The organism is Cupriavidus sp. SK-4, assembly GCF_000611125.1.
GTDB lineage: Bacteria > Pseudomonadota > Gammaproteobacteria > Burkholderiales > Burkholderiaceae > Cupriavidus > Cupriavidus necator.
Window position 1 is genome coordinate 104,238 of the sequence record NZ_JFJW01000036.1, and the last position, 13,680, is coordinate 117,917.

The 13,680-nt window shown below is 65.9% G+C and carries 13 protein-coding genes; 8 read left to right on the plus strand and 5 right to left on the minus strand.

Annotated elements, in window-relative coordinates; genetic code table 11:
* Window positions 1–211 precede the first annotated feature (211 nt).
* Window positions 212–583, plus strand: a complete 372-nt coding sequence (locus CF68_RS07795; protein ID WP_035817186.1) for a ribonuclease domain-containing protein — start codon at window positions 212–214, stop codon at window positions 581–583.
* Window positions 580–1,197, plus strand: a complete 618-nt coding sequence (locus CF68_RS07800) for a barstar family protein (RefSeq protein ID WP_013957976.1) — start codon at window positions 580–582, stop codon at window positions 1,195–1,197. The genes CF68_RS07795 and CF68_RS07800 overlap by 4 nt, the downstream gene beginning before the upstream one ends.
* An 83-nt stretch (window positions 1,198–1,280) precedes the next feature.
* Here the strand turns inward: CF68_RS07800 and CF68_RS07805 are convergent, their stop codons facing one another.
* The 3 genes from CF68_RS07805 to CF68_RS07815 are packed head-to-tail and all read right to left on the minus strand — an operon-like array spanning window position 1,281 to window position 3,129.
* Window positions 1,281–1,889, minus strand: a complete 609-nt coding sequence (locus tag CF68_RS07805; RefSeq protein WP_035817187.1) for a YidB family protein — start codon at window positions 1,887–1,889, stop codon at window positions 1,281–1,283.
* 59 nt (window positions 1,890–1,948) lie between these two features.
* A complete protein-coding gene (locus CF68_RS07810) occupies window positions 1,949–2,701 on the minus strand; it encodes a 16S rRNA (uracil(1498)-N(3))-methyltransferase (RefSeq protein WP_035817188.1) in 753 nt (250 codons plus the stop codon).
* Window positions 2,701–3,129, minus strand: coding sequence for a glyoxalase/bleomycin resistance/extradiol dioxygenase family protein (locus CF68_RS07815; protein ID WP_035817190.1), 429 nt, complete (start codon window positions 3,127–3,129; stop codon window positions 2,701–2,703). The genes CF68_RS07810 and CF68_RS07815 overlap by 1 nt, the downstream gene beginning before the upstream one ends.
* Before the next feature lie 320 nt (window positions 3,130–3,449).
* On the opposite strand from CF68_RS07815, the gene tkt reads away from it, so the two are divergent.
* Together tkt and gap are read left to right on the plus strand one after the other, a co-directional pair.
* Window positions 3,450–5,483 carry a transketolase gene (tkt, locus tag CF68_RS07820; RefSeq protein ID WP_200872539.1) on the plus strand — a complete coding sequence of 678 codons (2,034 nt, stop codon included), beginning with the start codon at window positions 3,450–3,452 and terminating at the stop codon, window positions 5,481–5,483.
* Between the two features lie 84 nt (window positions 5,484–5,567).
* Window positions 5,568–6,566, plus strand: coding sequence for a type I glyceraldehyde-3-phosphate dehydrogenase (gap, locus tag CF68_RS07825; RefSeq protein WP_010813209.1), 999 nt, complete (start codon window positions 5,568–5,570; stop codon window positions 6,564–6,566).
* An 82-nt stretch (window positions 6,567–6,648) separates the two neighbouring features.
* Here the strand turns inward: gap and CF68_RS07830 are convergent, their stop codons facing one another.
* Window positions 6,649–7,260, minus strand: coding sequence for a flavin reductase family protein (locus CF68_RS07830; protein ID WP_035817193.1), 612 nt, complete (start codon window positions 7,258–7,260; stop codon window positions 6,649–6,651).
* Window positions 7,261–7,556: 296 nt separating this feature from the next.
* Between CF68_RS07830 and CF68_RS07835 the strand changes: the two genes are divergently transcribed.
* On the plus strand, window positions 7,557–8,552 hold the full coding sequence (locus CF68_RS07835) for a LysR family transcriptional regulator (RefSeq protein WP_035817194.1): 996 nt from the start codon (window positions 7,557–7,559) through the stop codon (window positions 8,550–8,552).
* Between the two features lie 93 nt (window positions 8,553–8,645).
* Here CF68_RS07835 and fur read toward each other — a convergent pair whose 3' ends face one another.
* Complete coding sequence (fur, locus tag CF68_RS07840) at window positions 8,646–9,077, minus strand: ferric iron uptake transcriptional regulator (RefSeq protein ID WP_035817195.1); 432 nt, start codon at window positions 9,075–9,077, stop codon at window positions 8,646–8,648.
* A gap of 246 nt (window positions 9,078–9,323) precedes the next feature.
* Between fur and CF68_RS07845 the strand changes: the two genes are divergently transcribed.
* From CF68_RS07845 to leuS, 3 genes are all read left to right on the plus strand, one after another.
* The gene (locus tag CF68_RS07845) at window positions 9,324–9,965 is read left to right on the plus strand and encodes an outer membrane protein assembly factor BamE (RefSeq protein ID WP_035817196.1); all 642 of its coding nucleotides are present in this window, start codon (window positions 9,324–9,326) and stop codon (window positions 9,963–9,965) included.
* A 111-nt stretch (window positions 9,966–10,076) separates the two neighbouring features.
* Complete coding sequence (gene dapB / locus CF68_RS07850) at window positions 10,077–10,874, plus strand: 4-hydroxy-tetrahydrodipicolinate reductase (RefSeq protein WP_035817197.1); 798 nt, start codon at window positions 10,077–10,079, stop codon at window positions 10,872–10,874.
* 182 nt (window positions 10,875–11,056) lie between these two features.
* Entirely contained in the window at window positions 11,057–13,678 is a 2,622-nt protein-coding gene (gene leuS, locus CF68_RS07855; RefSeq protein WP_035817198.1) for a leucine--tRNA ligase, read from the plus strand.
* Window positions 13,679–13,680: the final 2 nt, after the last annotated feature.

Consider the following 13,680-nt stretch of genomic DNA (forward strand, 5'->3'; position numbering starts at 1 on the left):
GCGTAACCTTACGCCTTTGATACAGGCGCTCGCCATGAGCGCCCCGGTACGGCCGGCATCCATCGCGCTCCTCTACGGGTGGCGCAGGGCGCTGGCCAGGGTGGCCCGGACAGATAGATCGTCTACCCAACCAGCGGCAGGCTCGATTTCCGGTTCAACCAAGACAAACAACGTGGGTTTCCAAGTTCCTCTGATGCGGCACGCAACGCGCATGCTGGCCCGGTCCATGACCGGCGCGGCGCTGGTGCTGGCCCTGGCGCAGCCGACGCTGGCGCGGCAGGTGCAGACCGAAGGGGTGGGAACCATTGCAGTGCAGCAGTTGCCCAACGATGCACGGCAGACCCTGGAGCGCATCGAAGCCGGCGGCCCGTTCCTGTATGACAAGGACGGATCGAGATTCGGCAACTACGAACGCATCCTGCCGCAACGTGAACGCGGGTATTACCGCGAATACACGGTCAAGAGCGCCAGGAGCCGGAACCGGGGAGCCAAGCGGATCGTCTGCGGCGGGGAACAACGCGCTGCCAACGATTGTTACTACACGGAAGATCACTACAACAGCTTCAAACGGATACTCAAATGATGACTGACATTTTCGGATTGGGCGACGCCCTTGCCGCCCGCGAAGAGCGCGGCGCCGGAGATGGCTGGCAGCGGGCTCAGCAGCAGGCCCAGAACCTATACGACAACGTGCTGATGATGCCGAGCCAGGAGCTCATGCAAAAACTCCCGCCCGCGACCGCGCCCGTGGCCATGCCCGCCGGTCCCGGTTGGAATGACGGCACCAGCGAGGGGGCCATGAACCTGTTCAAGACGGTGCGTCCGAACATCGTCCAGTCGATCCGCGCCTTCCGCGTGCCTGAGCTGGCCCAGGCGGCCGCCGATCTCGGGCAGCATTTCCTCTATGCCAATTGCGCCCATTGCGCGAGCAAGGCGGAGATCCTGGAAACCATCGCCACGTCGTTCACCTTCCCGAAGCACTTCGGCAAGAACTTCGACGCGCTGGCTGACTGCCTGACCGACATGATCTACAAGGCCGGCCCGCAGCCGGGCTTTGTGATCGTGCTGGAAGGCCTGCCGATTGCGCAGAAGTTCGACAAGGAAGGGCGCGAGGTGCTGCTCGACGTATTCCGCGACGCCGCCGAGTTCTGGGGCGAGCGCAAGGTGCAGTTCCGGGTGTTTTATTCGTTCGCCTGAGAGCGCTGCCTGAGCCCTTGCAAGGCAAATCAAGCAAAAAGCCCGCAATAGCGGGCTTTTTGCTTTCCGGCGAGGTGCTGGTCCTATTCCTGCGCCGGCAGATGCCCATGCGGCGTGAGGCGGTCGATCAGTTCCGGCAGCCCTTCGCTCAGTTGCGCGGCCACGTCGTCCTGCGACATGCCGGTGGTCTGTGCCAGCGATTCGAGCGCACCGGTGTCGCCCAGCGCGCTGCTCAGCGTCGACGGCGTGACCGGCTGGTTGGCGCCGCTGCCGATCCACGAGTTCACCTGTTCGCCCAGCCCGGCCTGCGCCAGGATCTGCTGCAGCGCGCCGATGCCGCCGGCGGCCGCACCCAGTGCCTGGCTATTGGCCGGCGCGCCACCCTGGCCGCCAAGCAGTCCGCCCAGCAGCGAGCCAAGGTCCAGGCCGCCGGTGGCGCCGCCGGGCGCTGCGCCGGCACCGCCGCCGCCGAGCATGCCGCCCAGCAGCCCGCCGAGGCTGCCCAGTCCGCCCAGGCCATCATCGACAGGCGCCGCATCGCCTGCTTGCCCGCGGCCGCGCATGGCCAGCGTTGCCAGCAGGCCAAGCGCCATCATCAGCTTGGGGTCGAGCCCTCCGGTACTGCCAGCCTCGCCACGCGCGCCGCCGAGTTGTCCGAGCACACCGCCCAGCACGCTATCGAGTAGTCCCATGGTCGACTCCTTTCAGTCAGGGTTGCAAGGTTGACGCGACGGCCGGGTGGCCGCCGCCGTCAGAATCCGCCAAGCAAGGCGTTAAGGGTTGCCAGGCATGCCAGCCCCGCGGTTTCAGTGCGCAGGATGCGGGGGCCGAGCGACACGCCGGTGAAACCCGCTTGCCTTGCCGCTTGCTCTTCCTCGGGCGCCAGGCCGCCTTCGGGGCCGATCAGCAGCGTGACGCCGCCAGCCAGCAAGGCTTCGCGCTGTTCGGCGATGAACGCCGGCAGCGAGTGCGTGGCGCGCGGCGATACCAGCAGCCTGGCACCGCCAGCCGCGGACTGCGTCAGCCATGTCTCAACGTTAGCGACCGGCGCAACCTCCGGCAAGCGGTTGCGGCCGCATTGCTCGCAGGCGGCCTGCACCAGTGCCTGCCAGTGCGCCTGGCGCTTGTGCGCACGCTCGCCCGACAGGCGCACCACCGAGCGGCCGGCCTGCAGCGGCTGGATTGCCGTGACCCCCAGTTCGACCGCCTTTTCGATCAGCCAGTCCATCTTGTCGCCGCCGGCCAGGCCCTGCGCCAGCGTGACACGGAAGGGCGGCTCGGCTTCGGCCGCGTCATGCGCGCCGATGCGCGCCAGCGCGTGGCGCTTGCCCAGCTCGACCAACGTGGCCGCGTGGCTGCCGCCGCGGCCGTCGAACAGCGTCATGGCGTCGCCCGGCACCAGGCGCAGCACCTGCGCGTGGCGCACCACCGGCTCGGGCAGCGGGAAATCGGATTCGGCGGCCAGGACCGTGTCGGCGCCGCCGACGAAGAAGCGTGGTGCCATCAGCTTGCCTGGCCTGCTGCCGGGTCCAGCGGCTTGCCGAAGCCCCAGCGGTAACCGTCGGGATCTTCCACCATGCAATAGCGGTCGCCCCAGAACTGGTCTGCCGGCGCCATCAGGCTGACCGCGCCGGCGTCGACCGCGCGCTGGTGCATGGCGTCGACATCGTCGCAATAGACATAGAAGGTCTGCGGGCACTCGACGCCCAGCGAGCGCGGCGTGCGCGCGGTGCTGCCCCAGGCGCCCTCGGGCGCGAACATCACCACCAGCTGGCCCTGGTAGTGCATCTCGGCATGGGTCGGCACGCCGTTTTCGTCGACCACGTTGCCGGCGGCGAAGCCGAAGGCGCGGCTGTAGAAGTCCAGTGCGGCGCGCCCGTTGGCGACGGTCAGGTAGGGGGTGAGCCAGGGGGTGTTGGCCGGTCTGGTCATGATCGTCTCCTGAGTGCGGGAAACCCGGCGCGGCTGGCGTGCCGCGCGGTGCGAGAGTGCATCTTACGCGTGCCGCGCTACGCTGTCGAAGTGCGGTGCAGCGGCGAAGCTGGTGCTGTCGGGGTGAAGCATCAGGCATGTCAGGGCCCGGATGGTTCCGGTGCCGGGGGCGGGGCCGTGCCAGCCGGCCTGCGGTGATCGCGCGGACTCCGCCGCGGGGGCTGTCCGGGAGTCCGGAAAACCCCCTAGCTTCTGCTAAAATTGCGGTTTTCCTGCCGTCACCGTCAGGCTCACGCCCGCTCACGTCCAAGACCGCCCGCATGTCCGCCCTTGCCCATCCCGCCACAAGCCCTTTTGCTTCCCAGCCCGCCAAGCTGATGGCCGACGCCATCCGCGTGCTTGCCATGGACGCCGTCCAGCAGGCCAATTCCGGCCACCCCGGTGCACCGATGGGCATGGCAGACATCGCCGTGGCGCTGTGGGGCCGGCACCTGAAGCACAACCCGAGCAACCCCCAGTGGGCCGACCGCGACCGCTTCGTGCTGTCCAACGGCCACGGCTCGATGCTGATCTATTCGCTCTTGCACCTGACCGGCTATGAACTGCCGGTGGAAGAGCTGAAGAATTTCCGCCAGCTGCACAGCAAGACCGCCGGCCACCCGGAATTCGGCATCACCCCGGGCGTGGAAACTACCACCGGCCCGCTCGGCCAGGGCATCACCAACGCGGTCGGCATGGCGCTGGCCGAACGCCTGCTGGGTGAAGAATTCAACCGCCCCGGCTACGACATCGTCAATCACCACACCTATGTGTTCCTGGGCGACGGCTGCCTGATGGAAGGCATCAGCCACGAGGCCAGCTCGCTGGCCGGCACGCTAAAGCTTAATAAGCTAATTGCGCTGTGGGACGACAACGGCATCTCGATCGACGGCGACGTGGTGCACTGGTTCAACGACGATACCCCGAAGCGTTTCGAAGCCTACGGCTGGAACGTGATCCGCGGCATCGACGGCCATGACGTGACCGCCGTCGACATGGCGATCTCGCAGGCCAAGGCCAGCGACAAGCCGACCCTGATCTGCTGCCGCACCAAGATCGGCAAGGGCGCCCCGAACAAGGAAGGCGGCCACGACGTGCACGGCGCCCCGCTGGGCGGCGCCGAAGTGCTGGCCACGCGCGAGGCGCTGGGCTGGGCCCACGCCCCGTTCGAAGTGCCGGCCGAGGTCTACGACGCCTGGGACGCCAAGGGCAACGGCCAGGCGCTGGAGCGTGCCTGGAACGCGCTGTTCGATTCATACGCCGAGCGCCACCCGTATGAGGCCGGCGAGTTCCGCCGCCGCATGAAGGGCGAGCTGCCGGGTTCGTTCGACGCCGCCGTCGACGCCTTTATCGCCAAGTGCGAGGAAAAGGCCGAGACCATCGCCACCCGCAAGGCCAGCCAGAACACCATCGAGGCCTTTGGCCCGGTGCTGCCCGAGTTCCTCGGCGGCTCGGCCGACCTGACCGGCTCGAACCTGACCAACTGGTCGGGCAGCCAGGCCGTGCGCGTGGATGCCTGGGGCAACCATATCAACTACGGCGTGCGCGAGTTCGGCATGAGCGCCATCATGAACGGCATCACGCTGCATGGCGGCTACATCCCCTACGGCGCCACCTTCCTGACCTTCTCGGACTACAGCCGCAACGCGCTGCGCATGGCGGCGCTGATGAAGATCCGCACGCTGTTCGTGTTCACCCATGATTCGATCGGCCTGGGCGAAGACGGCCCGACCCACCAGTCGATCGAGCACGTCGCCAGCCTGCGCCTGATCCCGAACATGGATGTCTGGCGCACCGCCGACACCACCGAGACCGCCGTGGCCTGGGCCGAGTCGATCCGCCGCGAGAACGGCCCGAGCTGCCTGATCTTCAGCCGCCAGAACCTGCCGTTCCAGCGTCGCGACGAAGCCACCCGTGCCAATATCGCGCGCGGCGGCTATGTGCTGCGCGACAGCGTCAACCCCAAGACCAAGCGTCCGGATGCCGTGATCCTGGCCACCGGCTCCGAAGTGGGCCTGGCCGTCGGCGCCGCCGACGCGCTGGCTACCGAAGGCGTGCACGTGCGCGTGGTCTCGGTCCCGGCCACCACGGTGTTCGACAAGCAGGACAGCGCCTACAAGGCCAGCGTGCTGCCGGCCGGCGTGCCGCGCGTGGCGGTCGAGGCGGGCGTGACGGACTTCTGGTGGAAGTACCAGGTCCAGGCGGTGGTGGGCATCGACACCTTCGGTGAATCGGCCCCGGCCGGCGTTCTGTTCAAGCACTTCGGCTTTACCGTCGACAACGTGGTCCGAACGGTGAAGGACACTCTTATCTAAGCATCCGGGCGCTGGAGCCGCGTGGTGCGCCGCGCGGCCCGTGCGGCGCCCACCGGTTTCAATCGATCCTCAGGAGAGACAGTCATGACCATCAAGATCGGCATCAACGGCTTCGGCCGCATCGGACGCATGGTGTTCCGCGCCGCAGTCGCCAACTTCAAGGACATCGAAGTCGTTGGCATCAACGACCTGCTGGAGCCCGACTACCTGGCGTACATGCTGAAGTACGACTCGGTGCATGGCCGCTTCGACGGCGAAGTGTCGGTCGACGGCAACACCCTGGTCGTCAACGGCAAGAAGATCCGCCTGACCGCGGTCAAGGATCCGGCCGAGCTGAAGTGGGGCGAGATCGGCGCCGACGTGGTGGTCGAGTCGACCGGCATCTTCCTGACCAAGGAAGGCGCGCAGAAGCACCTCGACGCGGGCGCGAAGAAGGTGATCATGTCGGCCCCGTCCAAGGACGACACCCCGATGTTCGTGTACGGCGTGAACCATGAGTCGTACAAGGGCGAGGCGATCATCTCCAACGCCAGCTGCACCACCAACTGCCTGGCACCGGTGGCCAAGGTGCTGAACGACAAGTGGGGCATCAAGCGCGGCCTGATGACCACCGTGCACGCCGCCACCGCCACCCAGAAGACCGTTGACGGCCCGTCCAACAAGGACTGGCGCGGCGGCCGCGGCATCCTGGAAAACATCATCCCGTCGTCGACCGGCGCCGCCAAGGCGGTGGGCGTGGTGATTCCGCAGCTGAACAAGAAGCTGACCGGCATGTCGTTCCGCGTGCCGACCTCGGACGTGTCCGTGGTTGACCTGACCGTCGAGCTGGAAAAGTCGGCCACGTACGAAGAAATCTGCGCCGAAATGAAGGCCCAGAGCCAGGGCGCGCTCAAGGGCGTGCTGGGCTACACCGAAGACAAGGTCGTCGCCACCGACTTCCGCGGCGATGCCCGCACCTCGATCTTCGACGCCGAAGCCGGCATCGCGCTGGACGGCACCTTCATCAAGGTCGTGAGCTGGTACGACAACGAGTGGGGCTACTCGAACAAGGTGCTGGAAATGGTCCGCGTCGCGGCCAAGTAATTCAGCAGCCTTATCCGGCAGCTTCCGCAGTAAAGAAAAACGCGCCTTCGGGCGCGTTTTTCATTTTCCGGTGCAGTGATATTCAGCCAGCCGGGCGGGGCGCCAGCGGGCGCGCGTCGATTGCGTCGCCGTCCACCAGGAAATGGCCGCCAGCCACGTGGTGGATGGTGCGCAGCGCATCATGGCCGTCGAAATGCCAGCGCCCGTTGCTGAACACGCGCGCGTCCGCGTGCGCGGCCACGACTTCGCCAAGAAACAGGTCATAGGTCTGCTGCGTGGCTGGCTCCGGCAGCAGCCGGCATTCCAGCCAGGCCGCGCAGCCCTCCAGCAGCGGCGCGCTTACCGCCGTGCCAGCAAAAGTGCCCAGGCCGTAGGCGTCGAACTTGTCGGTGCCTTCCTGCTCCATCAGCGCCAGGCCGGAGCTGGAGCCCAGCGCCTCGGTCAGGTCGACCTGGCTGACGGTGGGGACCTGCAGCACGAACTCGCCGCTGTCTTCCAGCAGGCGCCGGGTCCAGGTGCTCTTGTCCAGCACCACTGCCACCTTGGGCGGGGCGAAGTCGAGCGGCATGGCCCAGGCGGCGGCCATGATATTGCGCTTGCCGCCGGCGGCGGCGCTGACCAGCACGGTGGGGCCGTGGTTCAGCAAGCGGTAGGCTTTCGGGAGTGGTACGGGGAGGCGGAAATGTTCAGGCATGATGGCCGGGATCGAGCCGTCAGAAAAGAATGATAAAAATGGGAGCCGCGGACCCACTATACGCCGATGCACGAGTGCATGTTGCGGCGCGGGAAATGTTCACATATGCGGTCAATAGAGGAAAAAGAGCGCAATTTTTCAGAAATATGGCGTAGACGGCCATTTCAGAAATGCCGAATTTGCTTTCCGAGCTTGTTTTTTCCTCTTACACTATTAAGACGCCGTTGAAATCTGATGTGCAGCCAGTGCAAGTGGTGGGGCCATCTAGCTAAGAATAATCTGACCGAGGCCTGATCATGGTGAACGTAGACACGAAGCTTTTAGTGATCTTCACCGAACTACTGAGCAAGCGAAACGCCACTTATGTAGCGGAAAAGATGCATATGACCGCGCCGGCCGTATCGCACTCTCTGGGCAGGCTGCGTGAAATCTTTGACGATCCGCTCTTCATCCGTGTCCCGCATGGCCTGACGCCGACGCCACGTGCGCTGGAACTGGGCCCGAAGATCCGCGACATGCTGGACTTGTGGTCATCGATCAACGAGGGCGATGCCGACAATTTTGATCCGGCCATTGCCACCGGCACGCTGAGCATCGGCTTTGCCGCCGAGCTGGGCGACACGGTATTCAACCGTTTTGTGCTGCGCATCAAGCAGCTGGCGCCGGACCTGCATATCAAGCTGGTCGAATCCCATTCGTGGGAAACGGACGTCGCCTCGATGCGCGCCAACGAGCTTGACCTGGCCTTTTCCCCGTTCCCGACCCGCCACCCGGAAATCGTCGAGGAAATGGTGACGTCGCTGAACCTGTGGGTTTGCGCGCGCAAGAGCCATCCGGTGCTCAAGAACCACTGCTCGCTGGAGCAATACCTGGATTGCGGCCACATCTTCATGGCGCACTCCGGCGGCTCCGGCCGCCCGGCGCCGTCGCTGATCCCGCTCGACTACGCGCTGCAGCAGCGCGGGCTCAAGCGCAATGCGACGCTGACGGTACATTCATGGCGTGCCCAGGCCGAACTGGCTTCGCAGACCGACATGATCTTCACGGTCAATGCGCTGACCAAGGACATGGCCTGCGAAACCTATGGCCTGAAGGCCTTCCCGCTGCCGGCGGAACTGAACACCACGCTCGGGCTGAACATGTTCTGGCACCGCAGCCGCAACACCCATCCGATGCTGGTGTGGGCGCGCAACCTGTTCCGCCAGGTGGTGGGCGAGTTCGTCGGCCTGCCGCCGGCACGCCCGGCGCGGGTGGTCACCGAACAGGACCTGCAGGACCTGCAGGCGCCCTGAGCGGCGTCCTGCGGCGAGCAGCCCAAACAAAAAACCGGCGCCTGGCGCCGGTTTTTTGTTGCCCGTCTGCGCTCCGCGGCGGAGCGTGCAGGCTTATCGTTTGGGTCTGTGGGGACAGTCTGTTTTGGTGCAATTGCCGTACAGCGACAGTGCATGTTCCTGCAGCGTAAAGCCGCGCTCGCGCGCGATGCTTTGCTGGCGGTGCTCGATTTCAGAGTCGAAGAACTCCTCGACGCGGGCGCAGTCGAGGCACACCAGGTGGTCATGGTGCTTGCCTTCGTTGAGTTCGAAAATCGCCTTGCCGGATTCAAAGTTGTTGCGCGAGAGCAGGCCTGCCTGCTCGAACTGGGTCAGCACGCGATAGACGGTGGCCAGGCCGATATCCATATGCTCGTTCAGCAGGATACGGTAGACGTCTTCCGCGCTCAGGTGCCGCTGTTCACTGGTCTGAAAAATTTCAAGAATCTTCAGCCTGGGCACGGTCGCCTTCAGGCCGATGTTCTTGAGGTCCGCCGGACTCGGCATGTGGGTGACTCCCTAGAGTACAATGACTGGATAGTTGAATCATAAGGGTTTTGGCAGCAAAAGTCGCTCGCGGTAGTGATGTCCCAAGTCGGCATCACGCGCCCGGCGCGGTTGCCTTCCCATGTGGTTGTCGCGGCAGGCGCAACAGGCGCATGTGGTGCAATCGGCGCATATTGCGCCGTTTTTATGCCCGCTTTGCGATACCTTGCCGTGGCACTTTTCTTTCCCTCCCCGGAAGCGAGATACATGCGTTCTATCCGTTCGTCCGCCATGCGCCCGACGCTGGTTGTCTCCCTGCTGGCCGCGGCCCTGCTGGCCGGCGCCTGCTCAGCCTACGATTCCACCTCGCGCAAGGTAGCCAACGCCATCACGCCGTACCGGATCAACATCGTGCAGGGCAATTTCGTCTCGCGCGAGGCCGTATCGCAACTGCGCGAAGGCATGACGCGCGACCAGGTCAAGTTCCTGCTCGGCACGCCGCTGCTGAATGACGTGTTCCACGCCGATCGCTGGGACTACGTGTTCTCGTTCCGCCGCGGCAATACCCCGGTGGTGCAGCAGCGCCGCTTTACGGTGTTTTTTGAAGGCGACCGGCTGGTCAAGTTCAGCGGCGATGAACTGCCGTCCGAGTATGAGCTGATTGCCGAGATCGACGGCATGAAAAAGGCGCTGAAGGACCAGACGCCGGGCAAGATCTCCACCGGCGCGGCAGCCACCGCGGCCACCCCGGCCACCGCGTCCGCCCCGGCCGAGTCGCAGACCACGGTGGAGAATTTTGTGCCGCGGCAGGCGCAGCAGCCGGAAGCGGCACCCGCCCCTGCGGCATCGCCGGCCGCTCCCACCGAGGCAGCGGCGCCGGCCCAGGCCCCCAAACCGGCCGCCAACTGATCGGCCGCACGGCGCGCCGGCAGCGGCGCGCCACCAGTTTTCCGGGCCGGTCAGGCATGGCCGGCTCGATCACTTTCCGCGCATTGCGCATATTCCGCTGAGCCAGACACCATGAACATCGCCATTGCAGGCGCATCGGGCCGCATGGGCCGCATGCTGATCGAACACGTGCTGAACACCGAGGGCGTGAGCCTGGCGGGCGCGCTCGACGTGCCGGGCTCGCCGGCGCTGGGCCAGGATGCGGGCCTGCTGCTGGGCCGACAGACCGGCGTGGCGATCAGTTCCGATGTGGAAGCGGTGCTGTCCGGCGCGGACTGCCTGATCGACTTCACCCGCCCCGAAGGCACGCTGGCCCACGTGGCCGCGGCGAAGAAGCTGGGCGTGAAGATGGTGATCGGCACCACCGGCTTCGACGAGGCCGGCAAGGCCGCGCTGGCCGAGGCCGCCAGGTCGATCGGCATCGTCTTTGCCGCGAACTTCAGCGTCGGCGTCAACGCCACCTTCAAGCTGCTGGAAGTGGCCGCCAAACTGCTGTCGACCGGCTATGACATCGAAGTGATCGAGGCGCACCACCGCTTCAAGGTCGATGCCCCGTCGGGCACCGCGCTGAAGATGGGTGAAGTGATCGCCGATGCGCTTGGCCGCGACCTCAAGACCTGCGCCGTCTATGCCCGCGAAGGCCACACCGGCGAGCGCGATCCCAACTCGATCGGTTTTGCCACCGTGCGCGGCGGCGATATCGTCGGCGACCACACCGTGATGTTCGCCGGCATCGGCGAGCGCATCGAGATCAGCCACAAGTCGTCCAGCCGCCAATCGTATGCCGACGGTGCCGTGCGTGCCGCCCGTTTCCTGGCCGACAAGCCCAACGGCCTGTTCGACATGCAGGACGTGCTGGGCCTGAAGTAAGGCGCCGCGGGGCGCGCAGGGCCGAAACTGGCCTGCCGCCACGGTTATAATCGTCTTCTTTCGCATTGCACGCCCGGCGGGCGCCGCGCAAGCGGCGCGCCCGCTGCTCTCATTCCAACGATTCCCCCGGATGCCGGCAGGCCAGTCGCCGCGCAAACGTTGTCCTGACTGCTGTCCCGACCATGCAAGACAAATACCTTCCTTCCGCCGTTGAACAAGCCGCCCAGCAGCACTGGCAAGCCATCGACGCCTATCGCGTGTCGGAGCATGCGGCCGGGGCCGACGGCAAGGAAAAGCCCAAGTTCTACGCCTGCTCGATGCTGCCGTATCCGTCGGGCAAGCTGCACATGGGCCACGTGCGCAACTACACCATCAACGACGTGATGGCGCGCTACCTGCGCATGAACGGCAACAACGTGCTGATGCCGATGGGCTGGGACGCCTTCGGCATGCCGGCGGAAAACGCCGCGCTGAACAACGGCGTGGCGCCGGCGGCCTGGACCTACGACAACATCGCTTACATGAAGAAGCAGATGCAGTCGATGGGCCTGGCGATCGACTGGTCGCGCGAGGTCGCCACCTGCAGCCCGGACTACTACCGCTGGAACCAGTGGCTGTTCCTGAAGATGCTGGAAAAGGGCATCGCCTACCGCAAGACCGGCACCGTCAACTGGGACCCGGTCGACCAGACCGTGCTGGCCAACGAGCAGGTCATCGACGGCCGCGGCTGGCGCTCCGGCGCGGTGGTGGAAAAGCGGGAGATCCCGATGTACTACCTGCGCATCACCGAGTATGCGGAGGAACTGCTGGGCGACCTGGACCAGCTGGGCTGGCCCGAGCGCGTCAAGGTGATGCAGCAGAACTGGATCGGCAAGAGCGTGGGCGTGCGCTTTGCGTTCCCGCACGACATCCCGGGCGAGGACGGCAAGCCGATCAATGACGGCAAGCTGTACGTGTTCACCACGCGCGCCGACACCATCATGGGCGTGACCTTCTGCGCGGTCGCCGCCGAGCACCCGCTGGCCACCCACGCCGCGCTGAACAACCCCGAACTGGCCGCCTTCATCGACGAATGCAAGCACGGCTCGGTCATGGAAGCCGACATGGCGACCATGGAGAAGAAGGGCATGCCGACCGGCCTGCAGGTGGTGCACCCGCTGACCGGCGAGAAGGTCGACGTGTGGGTCGGCAACTACGTGCTGATGAGCTACGGTGACGGCGCCGTGATGGGCGTGCCCGCGCACGACGAGCGCGACTTCGCCTTCGCGCTCAAGTACAAGCTGCCGATCAAGCAAGTCATCGACGTGAAGGGCCAGCCGTACTCGACCGAAGCCTGGCAGGAATGGTACGGCGACAAGGAAAACGGCACCTGCATCCACAGCGGCAAGTACGACGGCCTCGGCTACCAGGCCGCGGTCGAAGCCATTGCCGCCGACCTGGGCGCGATGGGCCTGGGCGAGAAGAAGGTGACCTGGCGCCTGCGCGACTGGGGCATCTCGCGCCAGCGCTACTGGGGCACGCCGATCCCGCTGATCCACTGCGACAGCTGCGGCGTGGTGCCGGTCCCTGAGAAGGACCTGCCGGTGGTGCTGCCCGAAGACCTGGTGCCGGACGGCACCGGCAACCCGCTGGCCAAGGATGCGCGCTTCCTGCAGTGCACCTGCCCGTCGTGCGGCAAGCCGGCGCGCCGCGAGACCGACACGATGGATACCTTCATCGACTCGTGCTGGTACTACATGCGCTATACCTGCCCGGACGCGGCCACCATGGTCGATGCGCGCAACGATTACTGGATGCCGATGGACCAGTACATCGGCGGCATCGAGCACGCGATCCTGCACCTGCTGTACGCGCGCTTCTGGACCAAGGTCATGCGCGACCTGGGCCTGGTCAAGTTCGACGAGCCCTTCGCCAACCTGCTGACGCAGGGCATGGTGCTCAACGAGACCTACTACCGCGAAGACGCCTCGGGCAAGAAGCACTGGTACAACCCGGCCGAGGTTGACCTGCGCACCGACGAGCGCGGCCGCCCGGTGGGCGCCACGCTGATCGCCGACGGCCAGCCGGTGGTGATCGGCGGCATTGAGAAGATGTCGAAGTCCAAGAACAACGGCATCGACCCGCAGGCGCTGATCGACCAGTACGGCGCTGATACCGCGCGCCTGTTCGTGATGTTCGCCGCGCCGCCGGAGCAGCAGCTGGAATGGAGCGGCTCGGGCGTGGAGGGCGCCTCGCGCTTTTTGCGCCGCGTGTGGAACTACGGCTTTGCCAATGCCGCGGCCATCCGCGACGGCGCCGCTGGCAATCCGACTGCCGATGACGCCGACCTGCGCCGCGAGATCCATGGCGTGCTCAAGCAGGCCAACTACGACTACCAGCGCATCCAGTACAACACCGTGGTGTCCGCCACGATGAAGATGCTGAACGCGCTGGACGACGCCAAGGCCGCTTCGCCGGCCGCGCGCCGCGAGTGCTTCGGCATCCTGCTGCGCGTGCTGTACCCGGTGGTGCCGCACGTCACCCACGGCCTGTGGGACCAGCTGGGCTACGCCGCCGAAGCCGGCGACCTGCTCGACGCGCCGTGGCCGCAGGTCGATGAAGCCGCGCTGGTGCGCAGCGAGATCGAACTGGTGCTGCAGATCAACGGCAAGGTGCGCGGCAGCATCACCGTGCCCGCCGAAGCCGACCGCGCCGCCATCGAGGCAACCGCCGCCGCCAGCGAGACCGTGGCCAAGTTTGCCGAGGGCAAGGCGCCGAAGAAGATCGTGGTGGTGCCCGGCCGCCTGGTCAACGTGGTGTTGTAAGC